7 protein-coding genes are annotated in these 13,302 nt (G+C 70.7%); 5 read left to right on the forward strand and 2 right to left on the reverse strand.

Annotated features, from left to right (window positions below; genetic code table 11):
• The first annotated feature begins 357 nt into the window (after positions 1 to 357).
• Complete coding sequence (locus tag HG543_RS16870) at positions 358 to 1,353, forward strand: GlxA family transcriptional regulator (protein WP_169345810.1); 996 nt, start codon at positions 358 to 360, stop codon at positions 1,351 to 1,353.
• Here HG543_RS16870 and HG543_RS16875 read toward each other — a convergent pair.
• Positions 1,287 to 1,922 carry an HD domain-containing protein gene (locus tag HG543_RS16875; protein ID WP_169345811.1) on the reverse strand — a complete coding sequence of 212 codons (636 nt, stop codon included), beginning with the start codon at positions 1,920 to 1,922 and terminating at the stop codon, positions 1,287 to 1,289. The two genes, HG543_RS16870 and HG543_RS16875, sit on opposite strands and share 67 nt — an antisense overlap.
• 292 nt (positions 1,923 to 2,214) lie before the next feature.
• Between HG543_RS16875 and HG543_RS16880 the strand changes: the two genes are divergently transcribed.
• From HG543_RS16880 to HG543_RS16895, 4 genes are read left to right on the forward strand one after another with little or no spacing between them, the layout of a single operon-like run.
• On the forward strand, positions 2,215 to 7,470 hold the full coding sequence (locus tag HG543_RS16880) for a cupredoxin domain-containing protein (protein WP_169345812.1): 5,256 nt from the start codon (positions 2,215 to 2,217) through the stop codon (positions 7,468 to 7,470).
• Positions 7,467 to 9,410, forward strand: a complete 1,944-nt coding sequence (locus HG543_RS16885) for a YncE family protein (RefSeq protein WP_169345813.1) — start codon at positions 7,467 to 7,469, stop codon at positions 9,408 to 9,410. Before HG543_RS16880 ends, HG543_RS16885 begins: the two co-directional genes overlap by 4 nt.
• Positions 9,407 to 10,564 (forward strand): SCO family protein, encoded by a 1,158-nt coding sequence (locus HG543_RS16890; protein WP_169345814.1) that lies wholly within the window; start codon positions 9,407 to 9,409, stop codon positions 10,562 to 10,564. The genes HG543_RS16885 and HG543_RS16890 overlap by 4 nt, the downstream gene beginning before the upstream one ends.
• Positions 10,561 to 12,090, forward strand: coding sequence for a cytochrome c/ABC transporter substrate-binding protein (locus HG543_RS16895; RefSeq protein ID WP_169345815.1), 1,530 nt, complete (start codon positions 10,561 to 10,563; stop codon positions 12,088 to 12,090). The genes HG543_RS16890 and HG543_RS16895 overlap by 4 nt, the downstream gene beginning before the upstream one ends.
• On the opposite strand, the gene HG543_RS16900 is transcribed toward HG543_RS16895, so the two are convergent.
• The gene (locus HG543_RS16900; protein WP_246357088.1) at positions 11,985 to 13,301 is read right to left on the reverse strand and encodes a sterol desaturase family protein; all 1,317 of its coding nucleotides are present in this window, start codon (positions 13,299 to 13,301) and stop codon (positions 11,985 to 11,987) included. The genes HG543_RS16895 and HG543_RS16900 overlap by 106 nt on opposite strands.
• Between the last annotated feature and the right edge of the window lies 1 nt (position 13,302).

Here is a 13,302-nt window from a genome sequence, read left to right on the forward strand (position 1 = left end):
GGATTGGGGTTGGGGGCCGTGATGCTACCGGTGGAGCAGCCCAGCCAGAACAGCAGGGGAAGGACCCACAGCAGGGAGTGCGCGCATCGCGCCGCCGCCAGCCATGGAGGGGGGGGATTTCCGTGGGGCATCAGCGGACCCAAGGCAAGTCACATGCCATGGAGCGCTCGCGCGGGCTCTCCTCGGAGCAGGGCCGATGACACGGGCCCTGAGCCCTGAAGAGATGTGGAGCCACCCCCACATCCTGGAGCCCGTGCGCCACACAATACCGGATTCTCGTACTGTGATGACGGGAGCAATGGCATTGCCCTGGTAGGGCTTTACAGGAGCGGGGTGGGGAGAGCAGTGCGGAGGGTCATGCGCGTCGCCATTCTCGCCTATCCCGGAGTCGTGGCCCTCGATGTCACCGGCCCGGCGGAGGTCTTCGCCGCCGCGGCCCGACTCACCGGGGGTGGTTATGAGCTCGTGCTCCTGGGCACGAAGCCTGGGCCCATCCCGACCTTTTCGAGCATGGCGCTGCAGCCCGCGGGTGTCATTTCGGAGGACCTCGGGAGGATGGACACCCTGCTCATCGCCGGCAGTCCCGGCATCCCTCCGGTCATCAAGGACGCCGAGGTGCTCGAGTGGACCCGCCGGGAGGCCCCTCGCTGCAGGCGCCATGGCTCCATCTGTACGGGGGCCTTCGTGCTCGGTGCGGCCGGTCTGCTCGACGGCAAGCGGGCCACCACCCACTGGCGCTTCACGCGGGCGCTGGCCCACGCCTACCCGCGTGTCACCGTCGAGCATGACAGCCTCTTCGTCCGGGATGGTTCGACGTACACCTCGGCGGGCGTCAGCTCGGGCATCGACCTGGCCCTCGCACTCGTCGAGGAGGACTTCGGCCGCAAGCTCGCGCTGTCCGTCGCGCGGGAGCTGGTGGTCTTCCTCAAGCGTCCTGGCGGCCAGTCGCAGTTCAGCCACCAGCTGGCGGCCCAATTCTCCGACGTGCCGGCCATCCAGGGGCTGCAGCAGTGGGTCATCGACCATCCGCGCGAGGACCACTCGGTGGAGCGGCTCGCGAGGCGCGTCCACATGAGCCCGCGCAACTTCGCCCGGGTGTTCCGGCGGGAGACCGGGGCAACTCCCGCCGGGTTCGTCGAGGCCGTCCGTGTCGAGGCCGCGCGGCGGCTCCTCGAGAGCACGGAGCTCCCCATCCAGACCGTGGCGGACCGGGTGGGGTTCGGCAACACGAACGGCCTGCGCCGTGCCTTCCTCCGGCAGCACGGCATCGGGCCCGCGGAGTACCGTCACTCCGTGAAGGGCGCCCCTTCGAGCGCTTCGCAGAAGTCCAGGGGGCGGAAGCCGGGGAGGTGACGCCGGCCGACGTCCGAGAGGAAGTTGCCGAAGGTGGTGTGGGGCTTTCGCTGGATGACGCCGCGGAGCACCTCAACGAAGTCCCGCTTGAAGTCCAGGCGCGGGAAGGCCGCGACGACGCCCTCGAGGCGCTCGCGCCCGACGAGCTCGGCGCCCATGCCCACCACGTCGACGCTGATGCCCAGGTGCGTCAGCGCGACCTCGGGCTCCTTGTGCTCCGCGATGCCCACCGAGGTGTGGAGCGCGACGGCATCCCACACCCGGGAGACCGTCTGCCCCGGGGCGCCGCGCTGTACGAGGAAGTCCCGTGCGGCATTGGCACCGTCCACCTCGAAGCGCAGGGCCCCCGCGAAGCGCTCGGTGAGGCCGAGGTCGTGCAGCACCGTGCCCAGGTACAGCACTTCCGAGTCATACGCGAGCCCTCGGGCGCGACCGATGAGCTCCGCGAAGACATAGGAGCGCAGCGCATGGTGGTAGACGAGCGGGCTGGAGACGTCTCGCACCAGCTCCGTCGCCTCACGCGCGAGCTTGCTGTCGGGGATGCGGACACCCGCGACTTCCTTGTGCATGGGTTTTTCCTTCCGTGAGAGGAACGCCCCCCATGCTGCCGCCCGGCCGCGCACCGGGACGGACGAACCGGCATCGATTCCAGCCATCTGGCGAGGCGTTTCCGACCCGCGACCGCGGGGCGAGTGTCTCATCCTTCAGGGAGACACGCATGAGCCCACATCCTGCGCGCCGCGGTAAGGAGGGGGAATTCCTTGCAATGTAAGTGTTCACTGAGAGTGGTGGATTGAATGACAAAACGACTGTCAATTTGTTAGGCTATCGGCCTCACTCGCCATGAACCCGGGGGGGCCCATGAGTGAATCGAAGAGGCTGTGGAGCCGTGTGCTCGCTGTCCTGACGTTCGTGGCGTTGCTGGAGCCCGATACCGCCCAGGCGGCACCGAGATGTGAGCGGACGGTGACCGCCAGCGTGGTGGCGTTGGACCAGCCGCTCTTCCTCAACCGCCTGGGCGCGCGTGTTCCGGGGGGCATGGTGTTCGCCCTCCAGCGGGACGTGGTGCCCACCGAGGGCACCGAGCTGCTGCCGGGCAAGGTGGCGCTGCGCCCCGGCAAGCGCCCGCGCCCGCTGGTGCTCCGGGCCAACGTGGGTGACTGCCTCCGCGTCGAGTTCACCAACCTGCTCAGCCCGGCGAAGCCGCAGGCGGCCACCCAGACGTACACGCTGAACGCGGGCGTCACGGCGATCGGGCTGCCGCCGGTCACCGTGGATGGCTCCTTCGTGGGGGCCAACACCAGCACCCTGATTCCTCCCGGGGCACCGAAGCTCCAGCCGGACGGCCGGCGCTACTCGGCGGTGTACACCTTCTATGCGGAGGCGGAGGGGACGTTCCTCCTCCACAGCACGGGCGCGAACTTCGACTTCGGCCTGCCTGGCAACAAATCCTCCTTCCTGACGGGCGGCCAGCTCTCCGCGGGCCTGTTCGGCGCGGTGAACGTGGAGCCCCGAGGCTCCGAGTGGTACCGCAGCCAGGTCTCCGCCGAGGAGCTGAAGCTCGCCACCCGGCGCGCGACGCCCACCGGCCAGCCGGTGCTCGACTACGGCGCGGTGTTCCCCAAGGGCTATCAGCGGCCACAGGAGGGCGGGGTGGTTCCGGAGGGCACGCCGGTGCTGCGGATGCTGGATGCCCGGAATGAGATCGTCCACAGCGACCTCACCGCCGTCATCACCGGACCGGGGGCGGGGCGCCTCGCGGTGAAGTACCCGCTCAACCCGGCGCTGCCGGACCGCGAGCAGCCGTTCCGCGAGTTCACGCTCATCTACCACGAGATGTTCAACGCGACGCAGGCGTTCGACGCGTTCGACGCGTCCAAGCAGCAGACGCCGGACGCGCAGGACCTGGCGAACACGCTGTCCATCGGAGGGGACAACTTCGGCATCAACTACGGCACCGGCGGCATCGGCGCGGAAATCTGGGCCAATCGCATCGGCGTGGGGCCGGCGGCCAACTGCCCGGAGTGCAAGTTCGAGGAGTTCTTCCTGAGCTCCTGGGCCAACGGCGACCCGGCCATGGTGGTGGACGTGCCGGCCAACCAGAAGGGCCAGAAGGCCACCCGGGCGGTGTTCTCCGATGACCCGACGAACGTCTACCACAGCTATCTGAGCGACCACGTCCGCTTCCGCGTCATCCACGGCGGCTCGTCCATCCACCACATCCACCACCTGCACGCGCAGCAGTGGCTGCACGCGCCGGACAGCGACCAGAGCCAGTACCTGGACAGCCAGGCCATCGGTCCGGGCGTCGGCTACACGCTGGACATGGTCTACAACGGCACCGGCAACAAGAACCGGACCGTCGGCGACTCCATCTTCCACTGCCACTTCTACCCGCACTTCGCGGCCGGCATGTGGTCGCTCTGGCGCGCCCACGACGTCTTCGAGCCGGGCACCGAGCTGGACAAGGCGGGCTACCCGGTGGCCACCGCCCGCGCGCTGCCCGACGGGGAGATTCAGCGCGGCACCCCCATTCCGGCGGTGGTGCCGCTGCCCACGCTGGCCATGGCGCCCATGCCCGCCCCGGTGCGGCTGGAGCAGGGCCAGGTGGTGGTGGATGCCACCCGGGGCAACCCCGGCTTCCCCTTCTACGTGCCCGGCGCGGCCGGTCATCGCCCGCCGCACCCGCCCATGGACTTCGCGGTGCTCAACGGCAAGCCGCAGAATGGCGGCCTGCCGCGGCATCTCGTCACGGGCGGCACCGCGAAGAGCGTGCAGACCCGGCTCGACTTCAGCAAGGACAGCACCACGCTCAAGGCCGTGGAGCTCCCGGAGGAGGGCACCGCCGCGGAGAAGGTGGCCATGGCCTTCCACGCCACGAACCACGCCTCCTTCAAGCCGGATGGCTCGCCCGCGCAGTTCCTCACCAACGCGCTGCCCCCCAAGCCGGGCGCGCCGTACGCGGACCCCTGCGCGGGCACCACGAACGAGCGGCGCTACCGGGCGGCCAACATCGAGATGGACGTCACCCTGAACAAGAAGGGCTGGCACTTTCCGCAGCAGCGCATGCTCGCGCTGTGGGAGGACGTGCAGCCCACCTTCAACGGCACCCGCCAGCCCGAGCCGCTCTTCTTCCGCGCCAACTCGGGGGAGTGCATCGAGTACTGGCACACCAACCTGGTGCCCGACTACTACCAGCTCGATGACTTCCAGGTGCGCACGCCGGTGGACATCCTCGGCCAGCACATCCACCTGGTGAAGTTCGACGTCACCGCCTCGGACGGCGCCGCCAACGGGTGGAACTACGAGGATGGTACCTTCAGCCCGGACGAGGTGCGGGCGCGCATCAAGGCCATCAACGCCACGGGCGGCCTCGACTCCGGCGGCAGGAAGCGGCTGCTCACCCCGGTGCCCGCGCCCGCGGTCTTCGGGCCGCAGGCGGGCAAGAAGTTCCTCGGCGCGCAGACCACCATCCAGCGCTGGGCCGCGGACCCCCTCCTCGACAACCAGGGCAAGGACCGCACCCTGCGCACCGTCTTCACGCATGACCACTTCGGGCCGTCCACCCACCAGCAGGCGGGCCTCTACGCGGGGCTCCTGGTGGAGCCGGCGGGCTCGAAGTGGCGCGACCCGGTGACGGGCCTGCTGATGGGCACCCGCGACGACGGCGGTCCCACCAGCTTCCAGGCGGACATCCTCACGCCCAACGTCGCGGACAGCTACCGCGAGTTCGCGCTCGAGTTCCAGGACATGCAGCTCGCCTACAAGCCGGACGTGTTCGGCAAGAAGCAGGCGGCGGGCAAGATGGGCCTGGCCAACCCGGCGCTGGCTGTCAGCCCGCCGGCATGCGCCACGCGCCCGGATGGAACCTCGCCGACCGCGCCGTGCCCGAGCCTCATCTCCCAGGTGAACGCCGGCACGTTCTCCGTCAACTACCGCAGCGAGCCGCTGCCCTTCCGCGTGGGCAAGGTCAGCCCGGCCACGGCGTCCGCGAACATCGAGAGCGTTCCCTCGGGGACGCCGGATCCGTCGGACCTCTCCAACGTGTTCCTCTCCCTCCAGCGCGCGGACCCGGCCCTCAACCGGCAGCCCAACCCCGTGGTCCCGGGCATGGGTGACACGGACCCGTACACGCCGCTGCTGCGCGCGTACCAGGGGGACCCGGTGCAGGTGCGCGTCATGGCGGGCGGGCAGGACTCCATCCACAACTTCAACATGCACGGCGTGCGCTGGCTCTTCGAGCCCTCGGACCGCAACTCCGGCTATCGCGCCAGTCAGCCGCTCGGCATCTCCGAGCACTACGAGATGCTCTTCACCCTGCCGCGCACGGGCGGTGACGCGGATTACCTGTACAACCCGAGCGCCACTGTCGCCGGCCTGGATAACGGCAACTGGGGCATCCTTCGCGCCTACGCCAAGAGGCAGGCCCATCTGCTGGTGCTGCCCAGCAACCCAGCCCCCACGGAAGGGCCGGCCACCAGCGTGTGTCCGCCAGGCGCCCCCAGGCCGCCGGTGCTCAAGGTCAGTGCCTACACCGCCGCGCAGGTCCTCCCGGCCCAGCCGGAAAAGGGGGTCGTCTACTACAGCCGCAACGGCGTGACGCTCTCGGACACCCAGGCGCTGCTGTACGTGCGCGACGACGACATCGACCCGGCCACCGGGAAGCTCAGGGACTCCGCGCCCGTCGAGCCGCTCGTCCTCCGCGCCCGGGCTGGTGACTGCATCACGGTGCAGCTCACCAACAAGCTGGACACCCGCGCCAGTGTCTTCACGGCGAAGAGCCAGGCGCCGGCCGCGTTTGGCGACATCACGCTCCAGACCTCCACGCACGTGGGCCTGCACCCGCAGCTGCTCTCGTTCGACGTGAGGGCCGCCAATGGCGTCAACGTGGGGCGCAACGGGGTGAGCAGCGTGGCGCCGGGCGAGAGTCGCACCTACGAGTGGTACGCGGGCGAGGTGCGGCGCGAGGGGAACAACGTCGTCGGCCGGCCCATCGAGTTCGGCGCGGTGAACCTGTACCCGTCGGACCCGCTGCAGCAGCACGCGTACGGCCTGGTGGGCGCGCTCATCGTCGAGCCGGCCGGTTCGACGTGGGTCGAGGACGAGCTGACGCATGCCTCGGCCACCGTCCGGCCGTCCTCGGGCGCGGCCTTCCGCGAGTTCGTCCTCGTCAGCCAGGAGAGCCTGAACCTGGGGTTGCAGACCCCGCCGACCGGTGGTTTCCAGGCGGTCAACTACCGCACCGAGCCGATGGCGTACCGCTACGGCCTCCAGGAGTCCGCGGCGTACCCGGCCGTGGACCTGTCGTGCGCGACCTCGGACCGGCTCCAGCAGGGCTCGACGGCCTCGGCATCGGGCGCGCCGAACACGCCGGTCTTCACCGCGGCCGCGGGGCAGCCGGTGCGCTTCCGGTTGCTGCACGCCGGAGACCACTTCATCGATGGCTCGGTCTTCACCATCGAGGGCCACAGCTGGCAGGAGTCGCCGTTCACGAAGGACTCGACGGAGATGGGCTCCAACCCGAGGTCTCCGTGGATGAGCGCCCGCGTGGGGTTCGGCGCGACGGACCACTTCAACATCGTCCTGGCGAGCGCGGGAGGTCCGTTCGCGGTCAGCCGGGACTACCTGTACCGCTCGTTCATCAGCACCGGCATGCTGAACGGTTCGTGGGGCATCTTCCGGGTGAGCCCGCAGGGCCGGGACTCGGTCACGTTCACCCGGGCGCAGGACGGCTCGGTGCGCGGGGCGAACACGGTGAGCCCCGTCACGGGGCGCTACGCGAGGACCGTGAAGCTCTTCAGTGGCGTCGCGCGCAAGGACGGCTCGGGCTGTGTCGGCACCGCGCTGGCTTCGATCCGGGTGGGCAAGGGCGGCCAGTGGGCCGTGCCCGGCAAGTTCCCCACCGAGCTGTGCGCCCAGTCCGACTCCGGTGGCGTGGGAGAGTGGACGGCGCAGGTCTCCGAGGCCTGTGTCTCGCCGCAGGTGAAGCCGGTCTCGGCCGCCCTCACGGCGGCCCCCCACGGTGCCGGCCCCACCGCGCCGTTCCTGCGCCAGCAGCAGCTCGCCCCCACTCCCCGCCACGCGCTGCCTCCTCGCGCGGATAGCGAGACCCGATGATGCGTCGCACCTCCGCGTTCCACCCGCTCCTGAAGTCCGGGGGCGGGTGGGTGCTCCTCGGCTTCCTCCTGCTCGCGGGGGCCGGGGCCTGGCTCGGCTTGTCGCGGTCCACTCCTCCGGCCACTGCTTCATCGCTGCGCGCCGTGCACGCGGGCGTCGCGGTGGAGCTCACGGTGGAGCCGGTGGAGCCCTCCCGGCGTGGGCAGCCGCCCCTCGCCGGTGAGGAGGTGTCCTTCCGCGTGAAGGTGACGGACGCAGCGACGGGCGCGCCGTACCCGCGCGTCTACCCGGCGGCCTGGGTGGATGCGCGCAGGCCCGGCGAGCGCACCGATGGCAAGGCCTGCCCGGAGAAGGTGTCGTCCTTCCTCTCCGGGGGGCTGCTCGGCGCGGGGGCCCAGGACCTCAACCTCTACCAGGTGCTGGTGCTCAACAAGGACGCCACCCTCTCCGTCGTGGACCCGCGCTTCGGCTTCGGCGGCAGCCGGCTGCTCGGCCTGGTCTCCCTCCGCAGTCCCGGGGCGGATTGGGTGCTCACCGGGGATGACTCGAAGCTGTTCGTCTCCATGCCGGACTCGGACCGCGTGGCCGTGGTGGACCCCGTCACGCACCGCGTGTCGAGCGAGCTGGAGCTGGCCCCGCGTCCGTCGCGGCTCGCGCTCCAGCCGGACGAGGGCTACCTCTGGGTGCTGGGGGAGGGGACCGCGGACGAGCCTTCCGTCACGGTCGTCTCGGTGGCCAGCCTCTCGGTGGTGGCCCGTCTGCGCATGGGCGCGGGCGCGCACCAGATTGCGTTCAGCGACGACAGCCGCTTCGCCTTCATCACGAACCGCGAGCCGGGCACCGTCTCGGTGGTGGATGTGCGGACGCTGAAGGTGGTGAAGGAGCTGTCCACCGGCCGCGCGCCGGGCTCCGTGGCCTTCTCCCGTGGAGCGCGCGCCGCCTACGTGGCGCACGCGGACGGCACCATCGCCGTGGTGGACGCCGAGCGGCCGCAGGTGCTCGCGCGCATCACCGCGGAGGAGGGGCTGGGGCAGCTCGCCTTCGAGAAGACGGGACGCTACGGCTTCGTGCTCAACCCGGAGCGGGACACGGTTCAAATCATCGACTCGGCCACCAACCGCATCATCCAGAGCGGGAGGCTGGAGCGCGGGCCGGACGAGATTTCCTTCACCGAGGGCCTGGCCTACGTACGCCACCGGGGCCACGAGACGGTGCTGATGATTCCGCTGGACCAGGTGGGAACGGAGGGCCGGCCCATCGCGGTGGTGGACTTCCCGGGAGGACAGCTCGCGCCGGGCGCCGCGGCGCTGGCTCCCGCCATCGTTCCCGCGCCGGGCGCCGCGGCGGTGCTGGTGGCCAACGCCGCGGACAAGGTCATCTACTACTACAAGGAGGGCATGGCGGCCCCCATGGGCAGCTTCAGCGCGTACGACCGGGAGCCCCGGGCGGTGCGCGTGCTCGACCGCAGCCTGCGCGAGCGCTCGGCGGGCGTGTACGAGACGACGGCGCGGCTGCGCGGGCCGGGGGTGCACGACGTGGCGGTGCTCATCGACTCGCCACGGGTGATTCACTGCTTCCCGCTCCACGTGGCGGACAACCCGGCCCTGGCGAAGGAGGAGCGGGAGGGGGTGGCCGTCGAGCCGCTCCTGCCAGACACGGTCCAGGCGGGCCAGACGGCGCGGCTGCGCTTCCGGCTGAAGGACAAGGCCACGCAGGCCCCGCGCGCGGAGGTGGGGGAGGTCACCGTCCTCGCCTATCAAGCGGCGGGCAACTGGCACACCCGGAAGGTGGCCCGGCCCGAGGCGGATGGCACCTACGGCGTGGACCTCGTCCCGCCGAGGCCCGGCGTGTACTTCCTCGCCCTCGAGGCTCCCTCGCTCGGGATGAAGCTGGACGCCGCCCAGGACCTCACCCTCATCGCCGAAGGAGGCACGCCGTGAGCGCCCGAGTGCAGTGGCTGGTCCTCGTCACCCTGGGGACGTTGTTGGGGTTGGGGACGGGAGCCTGTACCCGCGATGAAGCCCCCGCCGCGCCGCCTCCTCCGCCGGAGAGCCAGGACGCGCCGCTCGGCCGGCTCTCCCTCCCGGAGGACCTCGTCCTCGTGGACCAGCGTGGCGAGCCGGTCCACGTGCAGCGCGACCTGATGCAGGGTGGGGTGGTGGTGATGAACTTCATCTTCACCCGGTGCACCACCATCTGCCCGCCGATGGGCATGGGGTTCTCGCGGCTGCAGGAACAGCTGGGAGCACGCGCGGGCAGGGACGTGAAGCTGGTGTCCGTGAGCCTCGACCCGGAGCACGACACGCCGGAGCGCCTGGCCGAGTGGGGCAAGCGCTACGGTGCCGGGCCGGGCTGGACGCTGCTCTCCGGCTCCAAGCAGGACGTGGACCGGCTCCTCAAGGCGATGACCGTGTACACGCCCGCGAAGGAGCAGCACGCGCCCATCGTGCTGGTGGGAAACACCGCCACCGGCGAGTGGGTGCGTGCCCATGGCCTGGGCTCGCCCAAGCGGCTGCTGGAGGCCGTCGAGCGCGCGCTGGCCAGCGCCCCGCCGAAGTCCCCGGTCTTCACCGATGTGACGTCTCCGGCCCGGCGCTACTTCAGCGACACCGAGCTGGTGGACCAGGATGGCCGGAAGGTGCGGTTCTACAGCGACCTCATCCAGGGGAAGACGGTCATCATCAACGTCTTCTTCTCGCGCTGCACCGGCTCGTGCCCGGTGATGGCGGGCACCTTCACCAGGCTCCAGGCGCACCTGGGCGACCGGCTGGGGAAGGACGTGCGGATGCTCTCCATCTCGGTGGACCCGGAGCGGGACACCCCGGAGCGGCTCAAGGAGTACGCCCAGCGCTTCAAGGCGCGACCGGGTTGGTCCTTCCTCACCGGGGACAAGGAGCACGTGCAGGCGGTGCTCCAGAAGCTCGGTCAGGCGGTGGAGGACCCGAATCAGCACAAGGCGCTCTTCCTCATCGGCAATGACCGGACCGGGCTGTGGAAGAAGGCCTTCGGTCTGGCCAAGGCGGACGAGGTCATCCCGGTGGTGGACAGCGTGATGAACGACCAGGGCGTGTCCCTGGCGGAAAACACGCCATGAGGCTCGTGCACGTGGCGCTCGCGCTATGGCTCGTGGCCGGTTGCCGCGAGGAGCAGGCGCCCGTGCACGTGAGCAAGCCGTCGGCGGAGCGTGGCCGGGAGCTGTACCTGCGCGGAGTGAGCGCCTCGGGCGCGGAGCTCCAGGCGGAGCTGGGCGCGGGCAACGTGGTGCCGGCGGCCGCGGTGCCCTGTGCCTCCTGCCATGGGAAGGATGGGCGCGGCCGGGCCGAGGGCGGAGTGCAGCCCTCGAACATCCGCTGGGAGGCGCTCACGCGGCCCTACGTGGTGCAGGAGGGGAGTGGCCGGCGGCACCCGCCCTACACGGAGCGCACGCTGGGCAGGGCCATCACAATGGGCGTGGACCCCGCCAACCAGCGGCTGCTGGACGTCATGCCGCGCTTCCGGCTGAGCCGGGCGGACCTGGACGACCTGCTGGCCTACCTCAAGGTGCTCGGCCAGGAGCAGGACCCGGGCATGTCCGAGGACGAGGTGCGGCTCGGCGCGGTGTTCGCCGGCGAGGGGCCGGAGGCGGACGCGGGCAGGGCGGTCCACGCGGCGCTGTCGGCGTACCTCGACGAGCTCAATGCACGAGGCGGCATCTATGGCCGGCGGCTGGTGCTCCGCTCGGTGAAGCTCCCGGCCCCGGGGCCCGAGCGTGAGAAGACGTTGGAGGCGTTTCTCGATGGTGAGCGCCCGCTGGTGCTGGTGGGCGCCATGCCCGGAGAGGAGGCGCTGCTGTCGGCGCTGGCGGAGCAGCGGCGGATCCCGCTGCTCGGCGCGATGGGGACGGCGGCGGGCGCTGCCCCGGGAGGGCAGACCTTCTACCTGTATGCCGGCCTCGCGGAGCAGGGCGAGGCGCTGGTGTCGGTCGCGGCGAAGCGGCGCCCGGGAGGGCGGGTGGCCATCCTCCGGCCGGACGCACCGTCCGCGCGCGAGGCGGCCGGGCGGATTGCCGCGCGGTGCCGGAAGCTCGGGCTGGGCGAGGTGGTGGAGCTCGAAGCCCTTGGACAGTCGTCAGCGCTCGGGCGCGCGGACGTGCTCTTCGTGCTCGGGCCGCGGGTCGTGGAGCCCGGCTTCTGGAAGGATTTGGGGCGCCTGGCCCACGCACCGTTGGTGCTGTGGCCGGGAGGGCCCACCGAGGCCTCCCTGCGCGCGCCCGCGAGCCTCGCGGGGCGGCTGTTCACCTCGCACTGGCATCTGCCCACGGACGTGCGCCCGGAAGCGCTCCAGGCGTATCACCAGCTCGCCGCATCGCGCTCCCTCCCACGGGAGCACCTCGCCGCGCAGCTCGTGGCGGTGTCCACGGGGAAGCTGCTGGTGGAGGGACTCATCCGCGCCGGCCGCGACGCCAACCGCGAGCGCATGGTCGAGGCGCTCGAAGGGGTGCGCGACTTCGAGACGGGACTGGGGCCTCCACTCACCTATGGACGGAGCCGACGGGTCGGCGCGCTCGGCGCGTATGTGCTGGAGGTCGACCCGGTGCGGCACCAGCTGGCCTCCTCGGAAGGCTGGGCCGGGCTGGAGTGAACGGCTTGTCGTGCCACCAGCAGCCAGGTCAGCGAGACGAGCAGCCAGGCCGCGCTGAGCGCGCTCCACGCCTGGGGCGCCCCGGCCTGGACGAGCCACAGCGTCACCGCCATGCCCATGGCGAGCACCCGCGACAGCTCCAGCGGCACGCTCCAGCGCTTCGACTCCAGCATCCCGCTCCAGGCGGTCGCCATGGCCCAGAGCAGCAGGCTCAGTGCCACCTTCCGCCAGCCCGACAGCGGCGAGGCATGGTGACTCACGAGGAGCATGAACGGCATGGACGCGAACAACTGGAAGACGAGGTAGGCGCGGATGCCGGGCAGCTCCGTGGAGCGGAACTTCACCTCCACGCCGTCCTGCTTCCAAGAGCCGAGCGAGCGCGGCGGCAGGTCCGCGGGCCTCCAGCCGGTGGGCATCACCCAGATGCGCAGACGGTCCCACCCGCTCCTCGTCGCCACCGCGTCACTGGCGAGCCGGGCCCACGCCTGGAAGTTGATGGCCGTCGGGTCCCACGTGTTCGCCGGGGTGGTGAGGCCATAGGAGCAGGGCTCCTTCTCCTCGGCGTAGGTGCCGAACATCCGGTCCCAGATGATGAGGAAGCCCGCGTAGTTCTTGTCGATGTAGGCGTCGTTGCGCGCATGGTGCACGCGGTGGTGGGAGGGCGTGTTCAGCCAGGACTCCACCCACCGGGGCAGCTTGGGGATGACGCGGGTGTGGGGGATGAACTGCAACACCAGGTGGAAGGCCACCATCGCCAGCACCGCCTCCGGCGGGAAGCCCACCATCACCAGCGGCCAGTAGAAGAGGAACGAGAAGAGGCGCTGCGTCACGCTCGCGCGCAGGGCCACCGCGTAATTGAGCTCCTCGGTGGAGTGGTGCGGCGAGTGCGCCGCCCAGCCGATGTTGGTGCGGTGGCCGAAGCGGTGGAACCAGTAGAAGAGGAAGTCGACGCCCAGGAAGAGGGCCACCAGCGACAGCGGCGACGAGACGTCGAGCCGCCACGGCGCGAGCTGGCCCAGTTGCGTGAAGAGCGGCAGCACCAGCAGCGCCACCGCCACGTTGACGCACTGGTTCATCACCGCCGTGCCCATGCTCGCGATGGAGTCCTGGAAGCTGTAGTAGCCGTTGCGCTTCACCACGCAGTACGCGAACTCCGCCAGGGCCAGGACGATGACGAAGGGCGTGGCCACCGCATAGACGTTGATGGTCATG

The organism is Pyxidicoccus fallax, assembly GCF_012933655.1.
Taxonomy (GTDB): domain Bacteria; phylum Myxococcota; class Myxococcia; order Myxococcales; family Myxococcaceae; genus Myxococcus; species Myxococcus fallax.

Excerpts from the sequence above, each read along its gene's own strand:
- HG543_RS16895 (WP_169345815.1), top strand. The coding sequence starts at position 10,561 with ATGAGGCTCGTGCACGTGGCGCTCGCGCTATGGCTCGTGGCCGGTTGC.
- HG543_RS16900 (WP_246357088.1), bottom strand. The coding sequence starts at position 13,301 with ATGACCATCAACGTCTATGCGGTGGCCACGCCCTTCGTCATCGTCCTG.
- HG543_RS16870 (WP_169345810.1), top strand. The coding sequence starts at position 358 with ATGCGCGTCGCCATTCTCGCCTATCCCGGAGTCGTGGCCCTCGATGTC.
- HG543_RS16880 (WP_169345812.1), top strand. The coding sequence starts at position 2,215 with ATGAGTGAATCGAAGAGGCTGTGGAGCCGTGTGCTCGCTGTCCTGACG.
- HG543_RS16875 (WP_169345811.1), bottom strand. The coding sequence starts at position 1,922 with ATGCACAAGGAAGTCGCGGGTGTCCGCATCCCCGACAGCAAGCTCGCG.
- HG543_RS16885 (WP_169345813.1), top strand. The coding sequence starts at position 7,467 with ATGATGCGTCGCACCTCCGCGTTCCACCCGCTCCTGAAGTCCGGGGGC.